This window comes from Vibrio sp. Vb1574 (genome assembly GCF_033338675.1).
Genome location: NZ_JAWOTC010000033.1, coordinates 1 through 13,475 on the forward strand (window position 1 = coordinate 1; position 13,475 = coordinate 13,475).

The 13,475-nt window shown below is 44.1% G+C and carries 10 protein-coding genes; 5 read left to right on the plus strand and 5 right to left on the minus strand.

All coding sequences use genetic code 11. The features are described from left to right. Positions 1–92 precede the first annotated feature (92 nt). Together ppx and ppk1 are read right to left on the minus strand one after the other, a co-directional pair. Positions 93–1,598: an exopolyphosphatase gene (gene ppx, locus R7O12_RS17465; protein ID WP_318101978.1), complete on the minus strand. Its 1,506-nt coding sequence runs from the start codon at positions 1,596–1,598 to the stop codon at positions 93–95. Next, positions 1,582–3,672 carry a polyphosphate kinase 1 gene (gene ppk1, locus R7O12_RS17470; protein ID WP_005381748.1) on the minus strand — a complete coding sequence of 697 codons (2,091 nt, stop codon included), beginning with the start codon at positions 3,670–3,672 and terminating at the stop codon, positions 1,582–1,584. Before ppk1 ends, ppx begins: the two co-directional genes overlap by 17 nt. Before the next feature lie 207 nt (positions 3,673–3,879). Here ppk1 and R7O12_RS17475 point away from each other — a divergent pair, with 207 nt between their 5' ends. From R7O12_RS17475 to phoU, 4 genes are read left to right on the plus strand one after another with little or no spacing between them, the layout of a single operon-like run. Further along, positions 3,880–6,084, plus strand: coding sequence for an ABC transporter permease subunit (locus R7O12_RS17475; RefSeq protein WP_318101976.1), 2,205 nt, complete (start codon positions 3,880–3,882; stop codon positions 6,082–6,084). A 30-nt stretch (positions 6,085–6,114) separates the two neighbouring features. Beyond that, positions 6,115–7,788, plus strand: coding sequence for a phosphate ABC transporter permease PstA (pstA, locus tag R7O12_RS17480; RefSeq protein ID WP_151514535.1), 1,674 nt, complete (start codon positions 6,115–6,117; stop codon positions 7,786–7,788). A 2-nt stretch (positions 7,789–7,790) separates the two neighbouring features. Beyond that, positions 7,791–8,609: a phosphate ABC transporter ATP-binding protein PstB gene (gene pstB, locus R7O12_RS17485; protein WP_005381745.1), complete on the plus strand. Its 819-nt coding sequence runs from the start codon at positions 7,791–7,793 to the stop codon at positions 8,607–8,609. Positions 8,610–8,639: 30 nt separating this feature from the next. After that, complete coding sequence (phoU, locus tag R7O12_RS17490) at positions 8,640–9,338, plus strand: phosphate signaling complex protein PhoU (protein ID WP_005381744.1); 699 nt, start codon at positions 8,640–8,642, stop codon at positions 9,336–9,338. Positions 9,339–9,400: 62 nt separating this feature from the next. On the opposite strand, the gene ppk2 is transcribed toward phoU, so the two are convergent. The 3 genes from ppk2 to R7O12_RS17505 form a co-directional block, all read right to left on the minus strand. After that, a complete protein-coding gene (ppk2, locus tag R7O12_RS17495; RefSeq protein ID WP_005381743.1) occupies positions 9,401–10,177 on the minus strand; it encodes a polyphosphate kinase 2 in 777 nt (258 codons plus the stop codon). Between the two features lie 70 nt (positions 10,178–10,247). Then, the gene (locus R7O12_RS17500) at positions 10,248–10,991 is read right to left on the minus strand and encodes a copper homeostasis protein CutC (RefSeq protein WP_406707486.1); all 744 of its coding nucleotides are present in this window, start codon (positions 10,989–10,991) and stop codon (positions 10,248–10,250) included. Positions 10,992–11,274: 283 nt separating this feature from the next. Next, positions 11,275–11,886 (minus strand): peroxiredoxin C, encoded by a 612-nt coding sequence (locus tag R7O12_RS17505; protein WP_005381738.1) that lies wholly within the window; start codon positions 11,884–11,886, stop codon positions 11,275–11,277. 199 nt (positions 11,887–12,085) lie between these two features. Here R7O12_RS17505 and R7O12_RS17510 point away from each other — a divergent pair, with 199 nt between their 5' ends. After that, complete coding sequence (locus tag R7O12_RS17510) at positions 12,086–12,991, plus strand: hydrogen peroxide-inducible genes activator (RefSeq protein WP_005383681.1); 906 nt, start codon at positions 12,086–12,088, stop codon at positions 12,989–12,991. The last annotated feature ends 484 nt before the right edge of the window (positions 12,992–13,475 follow it).

Genomic DNA, 13,475 nt, shown 5'->3' on the forward strand with positions numbered 1-13,475 from the left:
CTTTAAAATACAAAACGCCCGATGAAGTACATCGAGCGTTTTAGTTAAAAAGTGTCAACCCATATCAGGACGGGTCAATGGACAGTACGAGATCAGAAAGTGAGTGTCCACTTCGCGCTGTCCCAACGTTCTTGTTCTTCCTGTAAATCCGCGTGAAGTAATTTATTGTTTTCTAGCCATGCTTCATCTGTGCAGGTGAGAATCCATTCGTCATTTTTGATAGATAAGGTGATATCAGGCAATGGATCTTCATTACGCTGCCCATTTAATACGATAGAAAGTCGTAATACTTTGATGAGGCTTATAACGTCACTCTGTTTATAGAGGTTGAAATCTGGTAGTTCTTGCAATTTGAGCGCTTTACGCTGGAAGCGAGCTAATGTTGCAAGCACTAATTGCTGCTCACGGTTGAAGCCTTGTAGGGTGGAGTGCAACAGAATATAAAAAGAGTGGCGATGGAAACTACGCAAGTTGATACTTAATCCGACTTCATGAAGCAACGCTGCCCACTCTAGTAAGTCAAATAACTCACTCTTTTTCTTAATGCCTAGTTCAGAGCGTACCTGACATAACATCTCACGTGCATGCCCCTTAACACGAGCGGCATGCTCTAAGTCGACTCGGTGCTTGTTGGCTAAATTTTCTGTGGTGCGCATGCGAATATCGGAGCGTGCAAAACGTTCTTCCATTTCGTACAACAGGCCTTCGCGTAGAGCACCATCGGAGAAAAACATTTGCTCAATGCGAAGCGCTTTGAAAATCGCGGACAAAATCGCTACGCCTGCTGCGAATACGGGTTTACGTTCTTCTGTTAGACCCGCCAGTTCAATATCTTCAATGGAATCAAATTTACACAGAGTTTCGATAAGTGTATCCAGTCGACTCGCTGTGATCAGGCCATCTTCAAAACCTAATCCTACTAGCACTTCTTGAATCGCCTTGATGGTTCCTGATGAGCCGAGAGCAATATCCCAGCCCTTTTTACGATATGTTGAAGCGATGGACTCGAGTTTTTGTTCGGCAGCTAACATCGCCTTGCTGAAGTTTTTTCCTGACAGTTTGCCGTTTTTAAAGTATTGCTCTGTAAAACTGACGCATCCCATCTGTTTACTGTTGAGAAGCTCAGGCTCAAATTCTTGTCCAATAATCATCTCGGTACTGCCGCCTCCGATATCGATGACTAGTTTGGAGTTGGATTCTACTTGAGTGTGCGCGACGCCTAAGTAAATCAGGCGGGCTTCTTCTTCTCCAGGGATAATTTCTATTGGGAAAGGCATCACTTCTTTTGCACGCTCGATGAAAAGGTGGGCATTTTTAGCGCGTCTTAGTGTGTGTGTGGCGGCGATACGTACATTTGACTCATCAAGCCCTTGCAACCTTTCAGCGAACATGGCTAAGCATTCTAGCGCACGCTCCATTGCGGCGTGACTTAAGTTCAATTCACTGTCGAGTCCTGATGCTAAGCGAACACGTTGTTTATGACGACTAACCAGTTGTAGGTCACTGCCAACAACTTTGGCCACCACCATATGGAAACTGTTTGAGCCGAGGTCTATCGCGGCAATGTAGCGAGTATCTTGTTCAAGTATTTGAGGCATCTGAATTTTGTTTTCTAGTTTGCTTTTCTATATTTTTAAGATAGTCATAGATAGCGATTTGAGAGCGAACTTTTTTGCGATTACCTCGTGGTACGTAAGCGTTACTCATTTCTTTATCTATTAAACGAGCCTTTACTGTATCGGTAAAATGGATATTCGTTATATCAATAATTCTCTGTTTCAAACGTGGATCACGGACTGGTACTGCTACCTCGATACGGTGATCAATATTTCTTGTCATCCAGTCTGCGGAGGAGATATAAACTTGCGGATCGCCATCATTGTGGGTGATCACCACGCGAGGGTGCTCAAGAAAGCGGTCAACAATACTGATGATGCGAATATTGTCGCTGATCCCCTCAATGCCCGGTACTAATGAGCACATACCTCGAATGATCATGTTTATTTTTACACCGGAAGTACTTGCTCCATAAAGCTTATTGACGATGCCTTTATCGACTAGGTTATTGACCTTGATCGTAAGAGCGGCTTTTTTCCCTAGCTTGGCATTCGCAATTTCATTATCAATTAAGCGGTAGATTTGGGTTCGAGAATTACGAGGAGATACCATAAGGTGATTGAACTTCACTGGTCGGTATGGATTCTCAATGTAACCGAAGACATTACGGACTTCATTAGTGATTTCTTGATCTGCCGTAAGCAGGGAGAAGTCGGTATAAATTCGTGCCGTCTTCTCATGGAAGTTGCCTGTGCCGATGTGTGCGTAGCGAATAATTTCTTCACCTTCGCGGCGGCTAATCATCAGTAGCTTTGAGTGAATCTTAAGACCAGGCGCACCAAAGATGACGTGCACACCCGCTTCAGTTAATACTTTTGACCATTCGATATTGGCTTCCTCATCAAAGCGAGCTTGCAGTTCGACGACCACAGTGACATTTTTGCCGTTGTGCACCGCATCAATTAAAGAGTTCATCAAGCGAGAATCTTTCGCGACGCGATAAATGTTAATCTTGATACTAAGTACTTTGGGATCGAAGGAGGCTTGGCGCACTAACTCACTAATGTGGTCAAAAGTGTGGTAGGGATAATAGAGCAGAATATCTTTCGCTTTAATCGCGTCAAAGCTGTTGGCATAACCTTCGAAATCGGCACATTTCATTGGCGGGAGAGGTTTATTTTCAAGATATTCTCGTCCAACATTTGGAAAGCCGATGAAGTCTTTAAAGTTGTGATAGCGTCCGCCGGGGATAAGGTTATCGTAGTTAGAGATATTAAGTTTGTTACACAGAAACTCTAACATTTGAGGCGGCATATCGCGTTCGTAGACGAAGCGAACGGGCTTTGCTGTCAGTCGCTGATTGACACCCTCTGACATTTGTTCAAGCAAGCTGTACTCGATTTCATTGCGTAAATCGTATTCAGCGTCACGCGTCATTTTCATCGCATAGCCGCTAAGCTCATCATAATCAAAAAAGCCTTTGAACAGCTCGTCCAAACAGTGGCGGATAATATTATCAAGTAAGATGATGGTTTTTCGACGCTTTCCTTTCTGTTCTGGTACCATCACAAAGCGGGGAAGGTGATCGGTCGGAATTTCGATCAGAGCGTATTGGTAATGTTCTTCTTTACGCAGTTCTACGGCGATGTAAGCGTACTCGTCTTTGAGAAATTGCAGAACATCAATCTCGTCTTTCATTAGGAGGGGAGTGATATGCGGCATTACCTCTCTACGGAAGTATTTCGCGATCCACTTTTGTTGCGATTCATCCAGTTGCTGTTCGTTGACCAAGAAAATGCGACGTCGCGCCATTTCTCGAATCAATTCGCTGTAAAGCTCATCAAATTGTTCGTTAAGCTTTAGTGCTTTCGACTGCATTTTGGTTAACAGTCGTTTAGGGCTATCACTGCCACCGCGCTCTTGGCTGATTAGGATTCTGCGCTTCACGTCCGCAAAGCGTACTTTGTAAAATTCATCTAAATTGTTGGAAAAGATCCCAAGAAAGCGAATACGTTCGATCAAAGGGACGGTTTTATCGGCAGCTTCTTGTAATACTCGTTCGTTGAAAGACAACCAACTCAGTTCTTTTTCTATATATAGTTTTTCTGCGCTCATAACCTTACCTAGCCAAAAGTGAAGTAATACGTACTCATCTTGGAAAAATGGATGAGTGAGAACATTATGAGATTTTCATTACAGATTTATTTCATACCACGCATTGCATAAGAGTTGTATTCTTTTCAGGTGTTTAATGTGATCTGTAATATAATTGTCATCTTAACGACATATTCTAGTACTAAGTCAAAAAAGGTAGAGATTTAAATGGCACAAGCCGAGTTTTCATTGCAGGAAAAAGATAAGAAACGACTGATAAAAGATCGTTTAGTTCGACTTGCAGTGACATCCGGTGGTGTCGGCGTACTTGCGGCGCTTATTTTGATCTTTGTCTACCTCGCCATGGTGATCATTCCGCTTTTTTCTGATGCGGAGATCAAAACCAACCAAGCCATTCGAGCCACTCATATTGAAACACCACTTGCGATTTCAGTGGATGATTACGCTCAGCTCGCGTTCGTTCTAACCCAAAGTGGTGAGATTCAATATTTGTCGATGGACGATCCTACGAAACCTGCGGTGTATACACAGCAAATCGCCCAGAAACCCGTCGCTTTCTCTCAATCTGCTCCTGGGCTAGGTTGGTATGGATTTGTTGATGGGCAGGGTAAAGCGAACCTTTTCAAGCCAGAATTTAATGCCACATTGAGAGAAAATACACGTCCTCCGGAAGTGATTGAGCTAGACACCAGCATGGATCTGACACTAAGTACGCCTCAAGATCCTGTGACTCAGTTTGTATTTGCAGCTTCGACGCCCTTACCAACGGTTGTTTGGCAGACGCAAAGCGGTGAAGTGAAAGCTCGCTGGCAAGTGGCTTCGTCTTTGGGTACGTCTCCTACAACGATCGATTTTACGTTCTCTTCAGGCTTTAATACGCCTCAGCAAATGTTGTTGACACCTGACGGTGAAACGCTTTATTTGCGCGATGGCTCTGAGTTGATCGTGTTAAAGAAAACCGCACGTAAATTTGCTGTGCGAGAGGTGGTCGATCTCACTCAAGGTGATAAGAAGCATTCCGTTCGTACGATAGACTTATTGGCTGGTGCTTACTCGCTTTTGGTGACGCACAACGATGGTCGGGTGTCGCAATGGTTTGATACGCTGCAAGAAGAAAAACGCACGTTAACGCATATTCGTGATTTTAAATTGGCATCAGAGCTTAAGTATTTGTTGCCGGATTCTCATCAAAAAGGATTTTATAGCTTTTACACCAACGGCACGTTGCAAAGCCATTATACAACCAGTGAAAAACTGGTGTTGTTTAAGCGTGCGTATAATCAAGCGCCCGCAATCGCAGCAATGTCTAACAATGAACGCTACTTAATCACTTGGCAAAATAATGCGTTAAATGTTGCGGAAGTGGACAATGCCTATCCGGAAATTTCATTGTCTTCATTATGGCAAGAAGTGTGGTACGAAGGGTATCCTGAGCCTGAATTTGTGTGGCAATCGACTTCGGCGAGCGATAACTTTGAGGCTAAGTTCAGCCTAGTACCTATTGCGTTTGGAACGATAAAAGCGGCGATGTTTGCGATGCTGTTTTCAGTACCGCTCGCAGTGCTAGGTGCTATTTATACGGCTTACTTTATGTCGCCACGCATGCGTCGTGTCGTAAAACCGTCGATTGAGCTAATGGAAGCACTGCCGACGGTGATCATTGGTTTCCTCGCGGGATTGTGGTTCGCGCCTATTGTCGAAGATCACCTGATTACGATCGTCGTTATGCTGTTTGTTTTGCCCTTGAGCACCATGATTATGGGCGGGCTATGGGCATTAATACCGCAACCTTTGCGGAATCGTCTGCCTAATGGTTGGCATGCTTTAGTGCTCATGCCTGTCATATTGGTACTGATTGGGTTTGGAGTGTGGATTTCGCCTACGATTGAGCAGACGTTCTTTGGTGGCGATATGCGCTTATTCTTAACCGAGCATGGTATTGGTTACGATCAACGCAATGCATTGGTGGTGGGGCTAGCGATGGGGTTTGCTGTTATCCCGACGATTTTTACCATTGCCGAAGATGCTATTTTCTCTGTACCGAAGCATTTATCGGATGGCTCTTTGGCATTAGGGGCCACGCCTTGGCAAACTTTAATCTATGTTGTCTTGCTTACTGCAAGCCCAGGTATTTTTTCTGCCATTATGATGGGCCTGGGACGCGCTGTTGGCGAAACCATGATTGTGTTAATGGCAACGGGCAATACGCCATTAATGGATTGGAATATTTTGGAAGGATTGCGCAGCCTGTCGGCGACCATCGCCGTTGAGTTGCCAGAGTCGGAAGTTGGAAGTTCGCATTATCGCCTGCTGTTCCTAGCTGCATTGATTTTGTTTGTGTTTACGTTTGCAGTAAACGCGCTTGCGGAGTGGGTTCGTCAGAGACTGAGAGATAAGTACCGTGCGTTGTAATAATGGTTTGAATAAAGAGCGAGTAATAACGTGTTAAATTGGATTCGTTCTGGCGCACCGTGGATATGGCTAACAGGCGGTGCAGTCAGCATCAGTTTGTTGTCGGTATTAGGGTTGTTACTCCTTATCGGCTGGAAAGGCCTGACTTACTTTTGGCCAGCGCCCTTGTATCAGTGGAATGTTGCAGCGCTGACTCCTGTACAAGGCGAAGTGCTACATGAAAATACTATTCTGATTGGTCAAGTGTATGAGCGCAGCTTTGTACCGAAGAGTTATTTGCCTGAAAGCGCAGCACAACAGTTAGAAGACGATGAAGATTTTGCCACGCGACTCAACATCAAAATCGCTAACCGAGAGTTGTATCCCGCCGATTTTATCTCCGTATTGCAAATGCAGTTGGATGAGCCCACGACGCCAAAAGAGTGGGCGGTGATAGAGCGCAGTAGCGGTGGTTATTTCTTTGGTAAGCTGGTGGCGTTTCAAGATGGCGATAATATATACACCAGTGATATTCAATCGGTACTAAATAAAAAGCTTGATGATGCAGAAACTCTGCGCCATGAGATTGATTCTTTGGTGGTCGATCAGCTTAAAGAGCTTGGTTGGAAGCTAGAGCAGTTGCGATTAGAAAAGCGCAAGCATGAATTGAATGACACGCTGACAGAAAGCTTCTTAAAGGAAAATCAGACGAAAAAAGAGCAGATAGAAAAAGCGCTTGCGACGTTAGATTTGCAACTTGATGGTTTACGACTTCAGCTCTCTGACTACGCCTTGATTGCCGAGGATATGACGGGGTCACAAGTATCGATTCCGCTCGAAGATATTTTGGACTACTGGTATCCAAACCAAATGTCACTGCCTGATAAAGTCATGCATTGGGGAAAACAGGTTTGGAAGTTTTTATCTGAAGATCCAAGAGAGTCAAACTCCGAAGGAGGCGTGTTCCCTGCGATATTTGGTACGGTTTTCTTAGTACTCATTATGTCGATCATTGTGATGCCACTTGGGGTGATCGCCGCTATCTATCTACATGAATACGCTAAGAATAACGCTCTAACCAGAGTGATTCGTATTGCAGTTATAAACCTAGCGGGTGTTCCATCGATTGTTTATGGCGTGTTTGGTTTAGGCTTCTTCGTTTATACGATAGGTGCCTCTATCGACAACGTATTCTATGCGGAGAAGCTACCGGCACCAACCTTTGGTACGCCGGGTTTGTTATGGTCTGCACTAACTCTTGCCGTGCTGACGCTTCCAGTTGTGATTGTGACTACTGAAGAAGGTTTAACTCGTATTCCGAGCTCAGTACGACATGGTTCTCTGGCGCTTGGTGCAACTCAGTTCGAAACACTATGGCGTGTGGTTTTACCTATGGCGACGCCAGCTATTATCACAGGTTTGATCCTTGCGATTGCACGTGCAGCTGGCGAAGTAGCGCCACTGATGCTGGTGGGGGTCGTGAAATTGGCATCCAGTTTACCGGTTGACGGACAATTCCCTTATGTGCATTTGGATAGAAAGTTCATGCATTTAGGTTTTCACATTTACGATGTTGGCTTTCAAACCTCCAACATCGAAGCGGCGCGACCATTAGTTTATGCTACCTCTTTCTTACTCGTGACAGTGATTGTCGGGCTAAACTTAACAGCAATCAGTATTCGCAATAATTTACGAGAAAAATACAGAACGTTAGGACAAGATTAAGTATGTTTAATTTTGATAGTACATTAGGTTATGAGCCACCATTGGATGTTCATAATTTAACGGATGAACAAACAGCCATCTCAATCGAGAACCTTAATCTGTTCTATGGTCAAACTCAGGCGCTGCATGATATTTCGATGCGAATTCCCAAAGGGCGAGTCACCGCTTTTATCGGTCCTTCAGGGTGTGGAAAGTCGACGTTATTACGTTGCATCAATCGCATGAACGACTTAGTGGAAGGGTGTCGAGTCACAGGTAAAGTGCGTCTCCACGGCAAGAATGTTTATCATCCTAATGTCGATGTTGCGACACTTCGACGCCGAGTGGGGATGGTGTTTCAAAGACCCAATCCATTTCCTAAGTCTATTTATGAAAACGTAGTTTATGGCTTACGCTTACAAGGTGTAAAAAACAGCCGCAGTTTAGATGACGCAGTGGAGCGATCCTTGCGCTCGGCGGCGTTGTGGGATGAGGTAAAAGACCGCTTGCATGAGAACGCATTTGGCTTATCTGGTGGTCAGCAACAGCGCTTGGTCATTGCACGTGCGGTGGCGATTGAGCCGGAAGTCCTGTTATTGGACGAGCCAACATCAGCGTTGGATCCAATCTCAACTTTAACTATTGAAGAGCTTATCAATGAGCTGAAGACTCAATATACTGTCGTTATCGTTACCCATAATATGCAACAAGCGGCGCGGGTGAGTGATCATACTGCATTCATTCATATGGGTAAGTTAATTGAATACTCTGACGCGGATTCGATCTTCACTTCGCCAATGAAGAAACAGACCGAAGATTACATTACGGGTCGCTACGGTTAAGTCGCGACTCTATACGGAATAAGGAACATCATGCACTTTGGACGTCATATTTCAGGACAATTTAACGTAGAGCTAGAATCGATTCGTACTCATGTATTAACCATGGGGGGCTTGGTAGAACAGCAGCTTTCGTATGCTATTCAAGCCTTGCATAAAGAAGACATCGAACTGGCGCGTAAGGTTGTGCGTGACGATCATAAAGTGAATGCGATGGAAGTCTCGATCGATGACGCCTGTACACGCATTATTGCTAAGCGTCAGCCAACGGCAAAAGACTTGCGCTTAATTATGGCTATCATCAAAACGATCACTGATTTAGAACGTATCGGTGACGTGGCGACACGTATTGCTTACGTTGCCATTGAAAGCCCATCATCAAAAGAACGACAATTCCAAGTGTCGTTAGAGCCTCTCTGCCGTCAGGCAATTAATATGCTGCATCAGGTTTTAGACGCGTTTGCCCGTATGGATGTAGAAGCGGCAGCAGAGGTGCACAAACAAGATGACAAACTAGACGCCGAGTATGAAGCGGTGATTCGTCAGTTGATGACTTACATGATGGAAGATCCAAAAAATATCCCTAATATTCTGCAAGTGATGTGGTCTGCACGCGCGATTGAACGCGTGGGGGACCGCTGCCAGAACATCTGTGAATACATTATTTACTTTGTGAAAGGGAAAGATGTACGCCACCTAGGTGATCAAAGTATTGATGACGTACTGAAGTAACTGACTTCAACAAATAGACCAGCTTTTAGGCTGGCCTATTTATTAGAGAGAAGGAAAGCACGTTAATATTTATCAGGAACGAAGGTCTGATCATCAATGGGCGCTCTGACGTAACCTTCTTTATTGAGTTCAGGTAATTCGATGGGTGAGTACTCAAGTGCTTTGTAATCAATCTGGCTTAGTAAATGACTGATACAGTTCAAGCGCGCTTTCTTTTTGTCATCTGAAGGGACGACCCACCAAGGGCAGTTTTTCGTGTCTGTATAGGCAAACATCTTATCTTTTGCTTCCGAATACTCCGCCCAGCGATGACGTGACTCTAAATCCATTGGGCTGAATTTCCAACGTTTGATCGGCGTATTAATTCGACCTAGAAAACGTTTTTCCTGCTCTTCGTCTGAAACCGAAAACCAATACTTAATCAGAATAATCCCAGATCGTTGCAACATTCTCTCGAATTCAGGGCAAGAGCGTAAAAACTCCTCGTATTCGTCTGGAGTACAGAACCCCATGACTTTTTCGACACCTGCTCGGTTATACCAACTTCGGTCAAATAAAACGATTTCACCAGCAGATGGTAAATGAGCGACGTAACGTTGGAAGTACCATTGCGTTTTTTCTTTTTCTGTCGGTGCAGGCAGAGCCACTACGCGACAAACACGCGGGTTTAGCTTTTCTGTAATTCGCTTTATCACTCCGCCTTTGCCCGCAGCATCACGTCCTTCAAACAGAACCACCACTTTTAACCCTTTGTGTTTGACCCACTCTTGAAGTTTTACGAGCTCAACTTGAAGGTTTTTGAGCTCCTTTTCGTATTCCTTTTTCTTCAATTTAGACATACACATTTCCTCACTCCTTGATAAACAATATGTTAGCACTCAAAAGCTATGCGCGTGAGGTTACGGTGGTCTATTTGAGAGCTGCTACGACATCGGTAATGGCTTGTGTACTTGTGATGGGGATTAAAAAATCATCGACATCGGATGCGCCCATTTTGCTTTGTTCAGCAACAAAGGTCATTTGGCTAGGGCGTGTGGTTTTGCCTGACAGATGGATTTCAGGAACTTGAGTGTCTTCTACTAGCTCACGTACGTTACTCGCATTAACGCCAGCACCCGCCATGATTGCTATGCGTCCTTGGGCTTGCTTAACCAAAGCTCTAAGCACATCGATCCCTTGTGGTGCTGAAGGCGCAAGACCGGAGGTTAAAATACGTTCACAACCTAAGCTGATCACTTCTTCCAAAGCTTTTTCAGCGTCACGACACTGGTCAAAGGCACGATGGAAGGTCACGCCTAAGCCAAGCGCTTGAGCAAATTCACACAGCGTAGCCGCGTAAGGCATATGAATATCACCGTCTTGAGTGAGCACGCCGAACACGGCACCGCTCAAGCCTGATTGGTGAACCGCTTCAATATCCCAACGCATCATTTCGATCTCTTCTGCATTGTAGAAGAAGTCACCTTGGCGTGGGCGGATCATGGCATAAACTGGAACACTAGAAAGCTTAGCCGCTTGCTGCATAAAGCCATAACTGGGTGTTAGTCCGCCTAAAGCCAAAGAGGAGCAAAGTTCAATCCGAGTGGCGCCGCCAGCAATGGCGTAGTGCAGAGATTCAATATTATCAATACAGACTTCTAGGTGAGTAACCACGTTCATTCATCCTGCTAACGTTACAAATAAGTGTTGTGGCTAAGATATTAACAGGGCCAGTAAGCAGAATCTGTATGGAGGGGATGATAAATAGAGGTAAAGTTTACGCTAAAGCGTTACCTCATTTTGGCGGTTTATCTGAAGGAAAAAGAAAGCCCAGAGCAGAGGCTCTGGGCTTTGATAGGACTTTACTTAGACTGATTGGCGTTTGCGGTTTTCCGCATTAGCTTATTGCTTTATATACATCCAACCATCACACCCGTTGAGCTAGGGTGAAGGTCTATTATTTTTTGCCTAGGTCAGCTGCGTGCTCAGATAGGAACGCTGCAACACCTTTTGGAGATGCGTCCATACCTGCTTTACCTTCTTCCCATTGTGCAGGACATACTTCGCCGTGCTTCTGGTGGAAGTTAAGAGCGTCAACCATGCGTAGCATTTCGTCGATGTTACGGCCTAGTGGTAGGTCGTTAACTACTTGGTGACGTACAACGCCTTCTTCGTCGATTAGGAAAGAACCACGGAAAGCAACGCCTGCTTCTGGGTGCTCAACGTCGTAAGCTTTACAGATTTCGTGCTTAACGTCAGCAACTAGTGGGTACTTAACTTGACCGATACCGCCATCTTCGATAGCAGTGTTACGCCATGCGTTGTGAGAGAACTGAGAATCGATAGAAACACCGATTACTTCAACACCTTTAGCTTGGAAGTCAGCTAGACGGTTGTCGAATGCGATTAGCTCAGATGGGCAAACGAAAGTGAAATCTAGTGGGTAGAAGAATACTACTGCTTTCTTACCTTTAGTGAACTCTGCAAAGTTGAAGTTTTCAACGATTTCACCGTTACCTAGAACAGCTGCTGCAGTAAAATCAGGGGCTTGACGACCTACTAGTACCATTTTTTTGCTCCTAAAAAGTATGGTTAGCTCCAAACCGAATTCAGTTGTGTCGGTTTGGTTCGTGTTTGTACGAGACAAACTATAGTACAGATTGTAGTATTGAAAAAAGCGAAATAAATAGATTGAGTTAATCGAAAAAAACGATAATAACAAAACTCTTAACTCGATCACTGGAACGGCGGTAGATACAAATACAATTATGAATAAATGGCCCAGTTTGAAGCAGTTACACTATTTAGTCACACTGCATGAAACAAGACATTTTAGTGACGCTGCAGAGCGTTGTTTTGTCAGTCAGTCGACTTTAAGTAAGGGTATTCAAAACTTAGAGGAGTTGATTGGCTGTCCATTATATGAAAAGAAAGACAAGAAAAGTCCACTGGTTTTTACCCAAACAGGAGAAATGGTAGTAAAGCAGGGGCGAGAGCTGTTAGCAAAAGGGCAAGATTTGGTCGAGCTTGGACGTATGTGCCAAGGCGACGATATGCAAGGCCAGCTAAAAGTAGGATGCATACCAACAATTGCTCCGTTTTTACTGTGTGATTTGGTACAAGAGGTGAACTACCGTTTTCCACAACTGAATCTTTTATTAAGAGAAGACACGACGACAAACTTACTTCAAGCGCTCAGACATGGTGAGCTGGATGTGCTTATTTTAGCGTTACCAGTCGAAATTGATGGGATGGAAAGCCGAGTAGTGGGTAAGGATCCGTTTCGAATGGTTATAAGCGCTAATCAAGCCCAATCGGTCCCTGTGCCGATTCGTTACGCGGATTTACCTGATGAATCCGTCTTTCTACTAGAGAAAGAACATTGCTTAACGGAACATGCGGTATCAGCGTGTAAATTAACAGACAAAGAAAAAATCAATCCGTTTACGGCAACCAGCCTCCATACACTGGTGCAAATGGTTGCGAATGGTTTGGGAACAACGTTCATTCCTCAAATGGCTATCGACCATGGCTTGCTGCATAACCAGAATTTAGTCGTGATCGATCCTCCTGGTAAACAAGCTTATCGCGAAATCGGCTTAGTTTGGCGTCCGAGCTCGTCAAGAACGAAAACATTTAATCAACTTGCAGAAGTCGTTTCAGAGCTGCTTTAGCTATTAGTATTAGCCCTTACTTCTCCATTATTTATCTAAAAGCGCACTGGAAACAGTGCGCTTTCTAGTATTTTATTCTGCTGGTAAACTTTGACTTGTAAAATTTTACAGCTCTTCTTTGATGAAGATTTCATAAAATAGTGAAATTTCACAATGTTAATTTTACACAAAGCCCTGCATACCTTGTTTGACTCCTGTTTAAATCCATCTCTTCAGCCCTTGTGAATACAAGGTGTTTGTTTACCTGTCAATATTCATACGCTTGTTTGAAATTATAAAGCGACTTTAAATTTAATGTAATTTTATTACGTAATAACTTACAAAGTAAGGCGCTTGATAGATGGTTTTTACCTTGCGGAATAAAACTTTGAATTTTCTGTTTTGTTTATATTAGGGGTTTCACTAAACCCTTTGTTGATATAGCTTATTTAAAGGCGATACGACTTATGTCTAGATTGAAAATACACGTAGCATTACGCAATCT

Coding starts and splice junctions, on each gene's coding strand:
- ppx (WP_318101978.1), bottom strand. CDS start 1,598: ATGCCTCAAATACTTGAACAAGATACTCGCTACATTGCCGCGATAGAC.
- ppk1 (WP_005381748.1), bottom strand. CDS start 3,672: ATGAGCGCAGAAAAACTATATATAGAAAAAGAACTGAGTTGGTTGTCT.
- R7O12_RS17475 (WP_318101976.1), top strand. CDS start 3,880: ATGGCACAAGCCGAGTTTTCATTGCAGGAAAAAGATAAGAAACGACTG.
- pstB (WP_005381745.1), top strand. CDS start 7,791: ATGTTTAATTTTGATAGTACATTAGGTTATGAGCCACCATTGGATGTT.
- phoU (WP_005381744.1), top strand. CDS start 8,640: ATGCACTTTGGACGTCATATTTCAGGACAATTTAACGTAGAGCTAGAA.
- ppk2 (WP_005381743.1), bottom strand. CDS start 10,177: ATGTCTAAATTGAAGAAAAAGGAATACGAAAAGGAGCTCAAAAACCTT.
- R7O12_RS17505 (WP_005381738.1), bottom strand. CDS start 11,886: ATGGTACTAGTAGGTCGTCAAGCCCCTGATTTTACTGCAGCAGCTGTT.
- R7O12_RS17510 (WP_005383681.1), top strand. CDS start 12,086: ATGAATAAATGGCCCAGTTTGAAGCAGTTACACTATTTAGTCACACTG.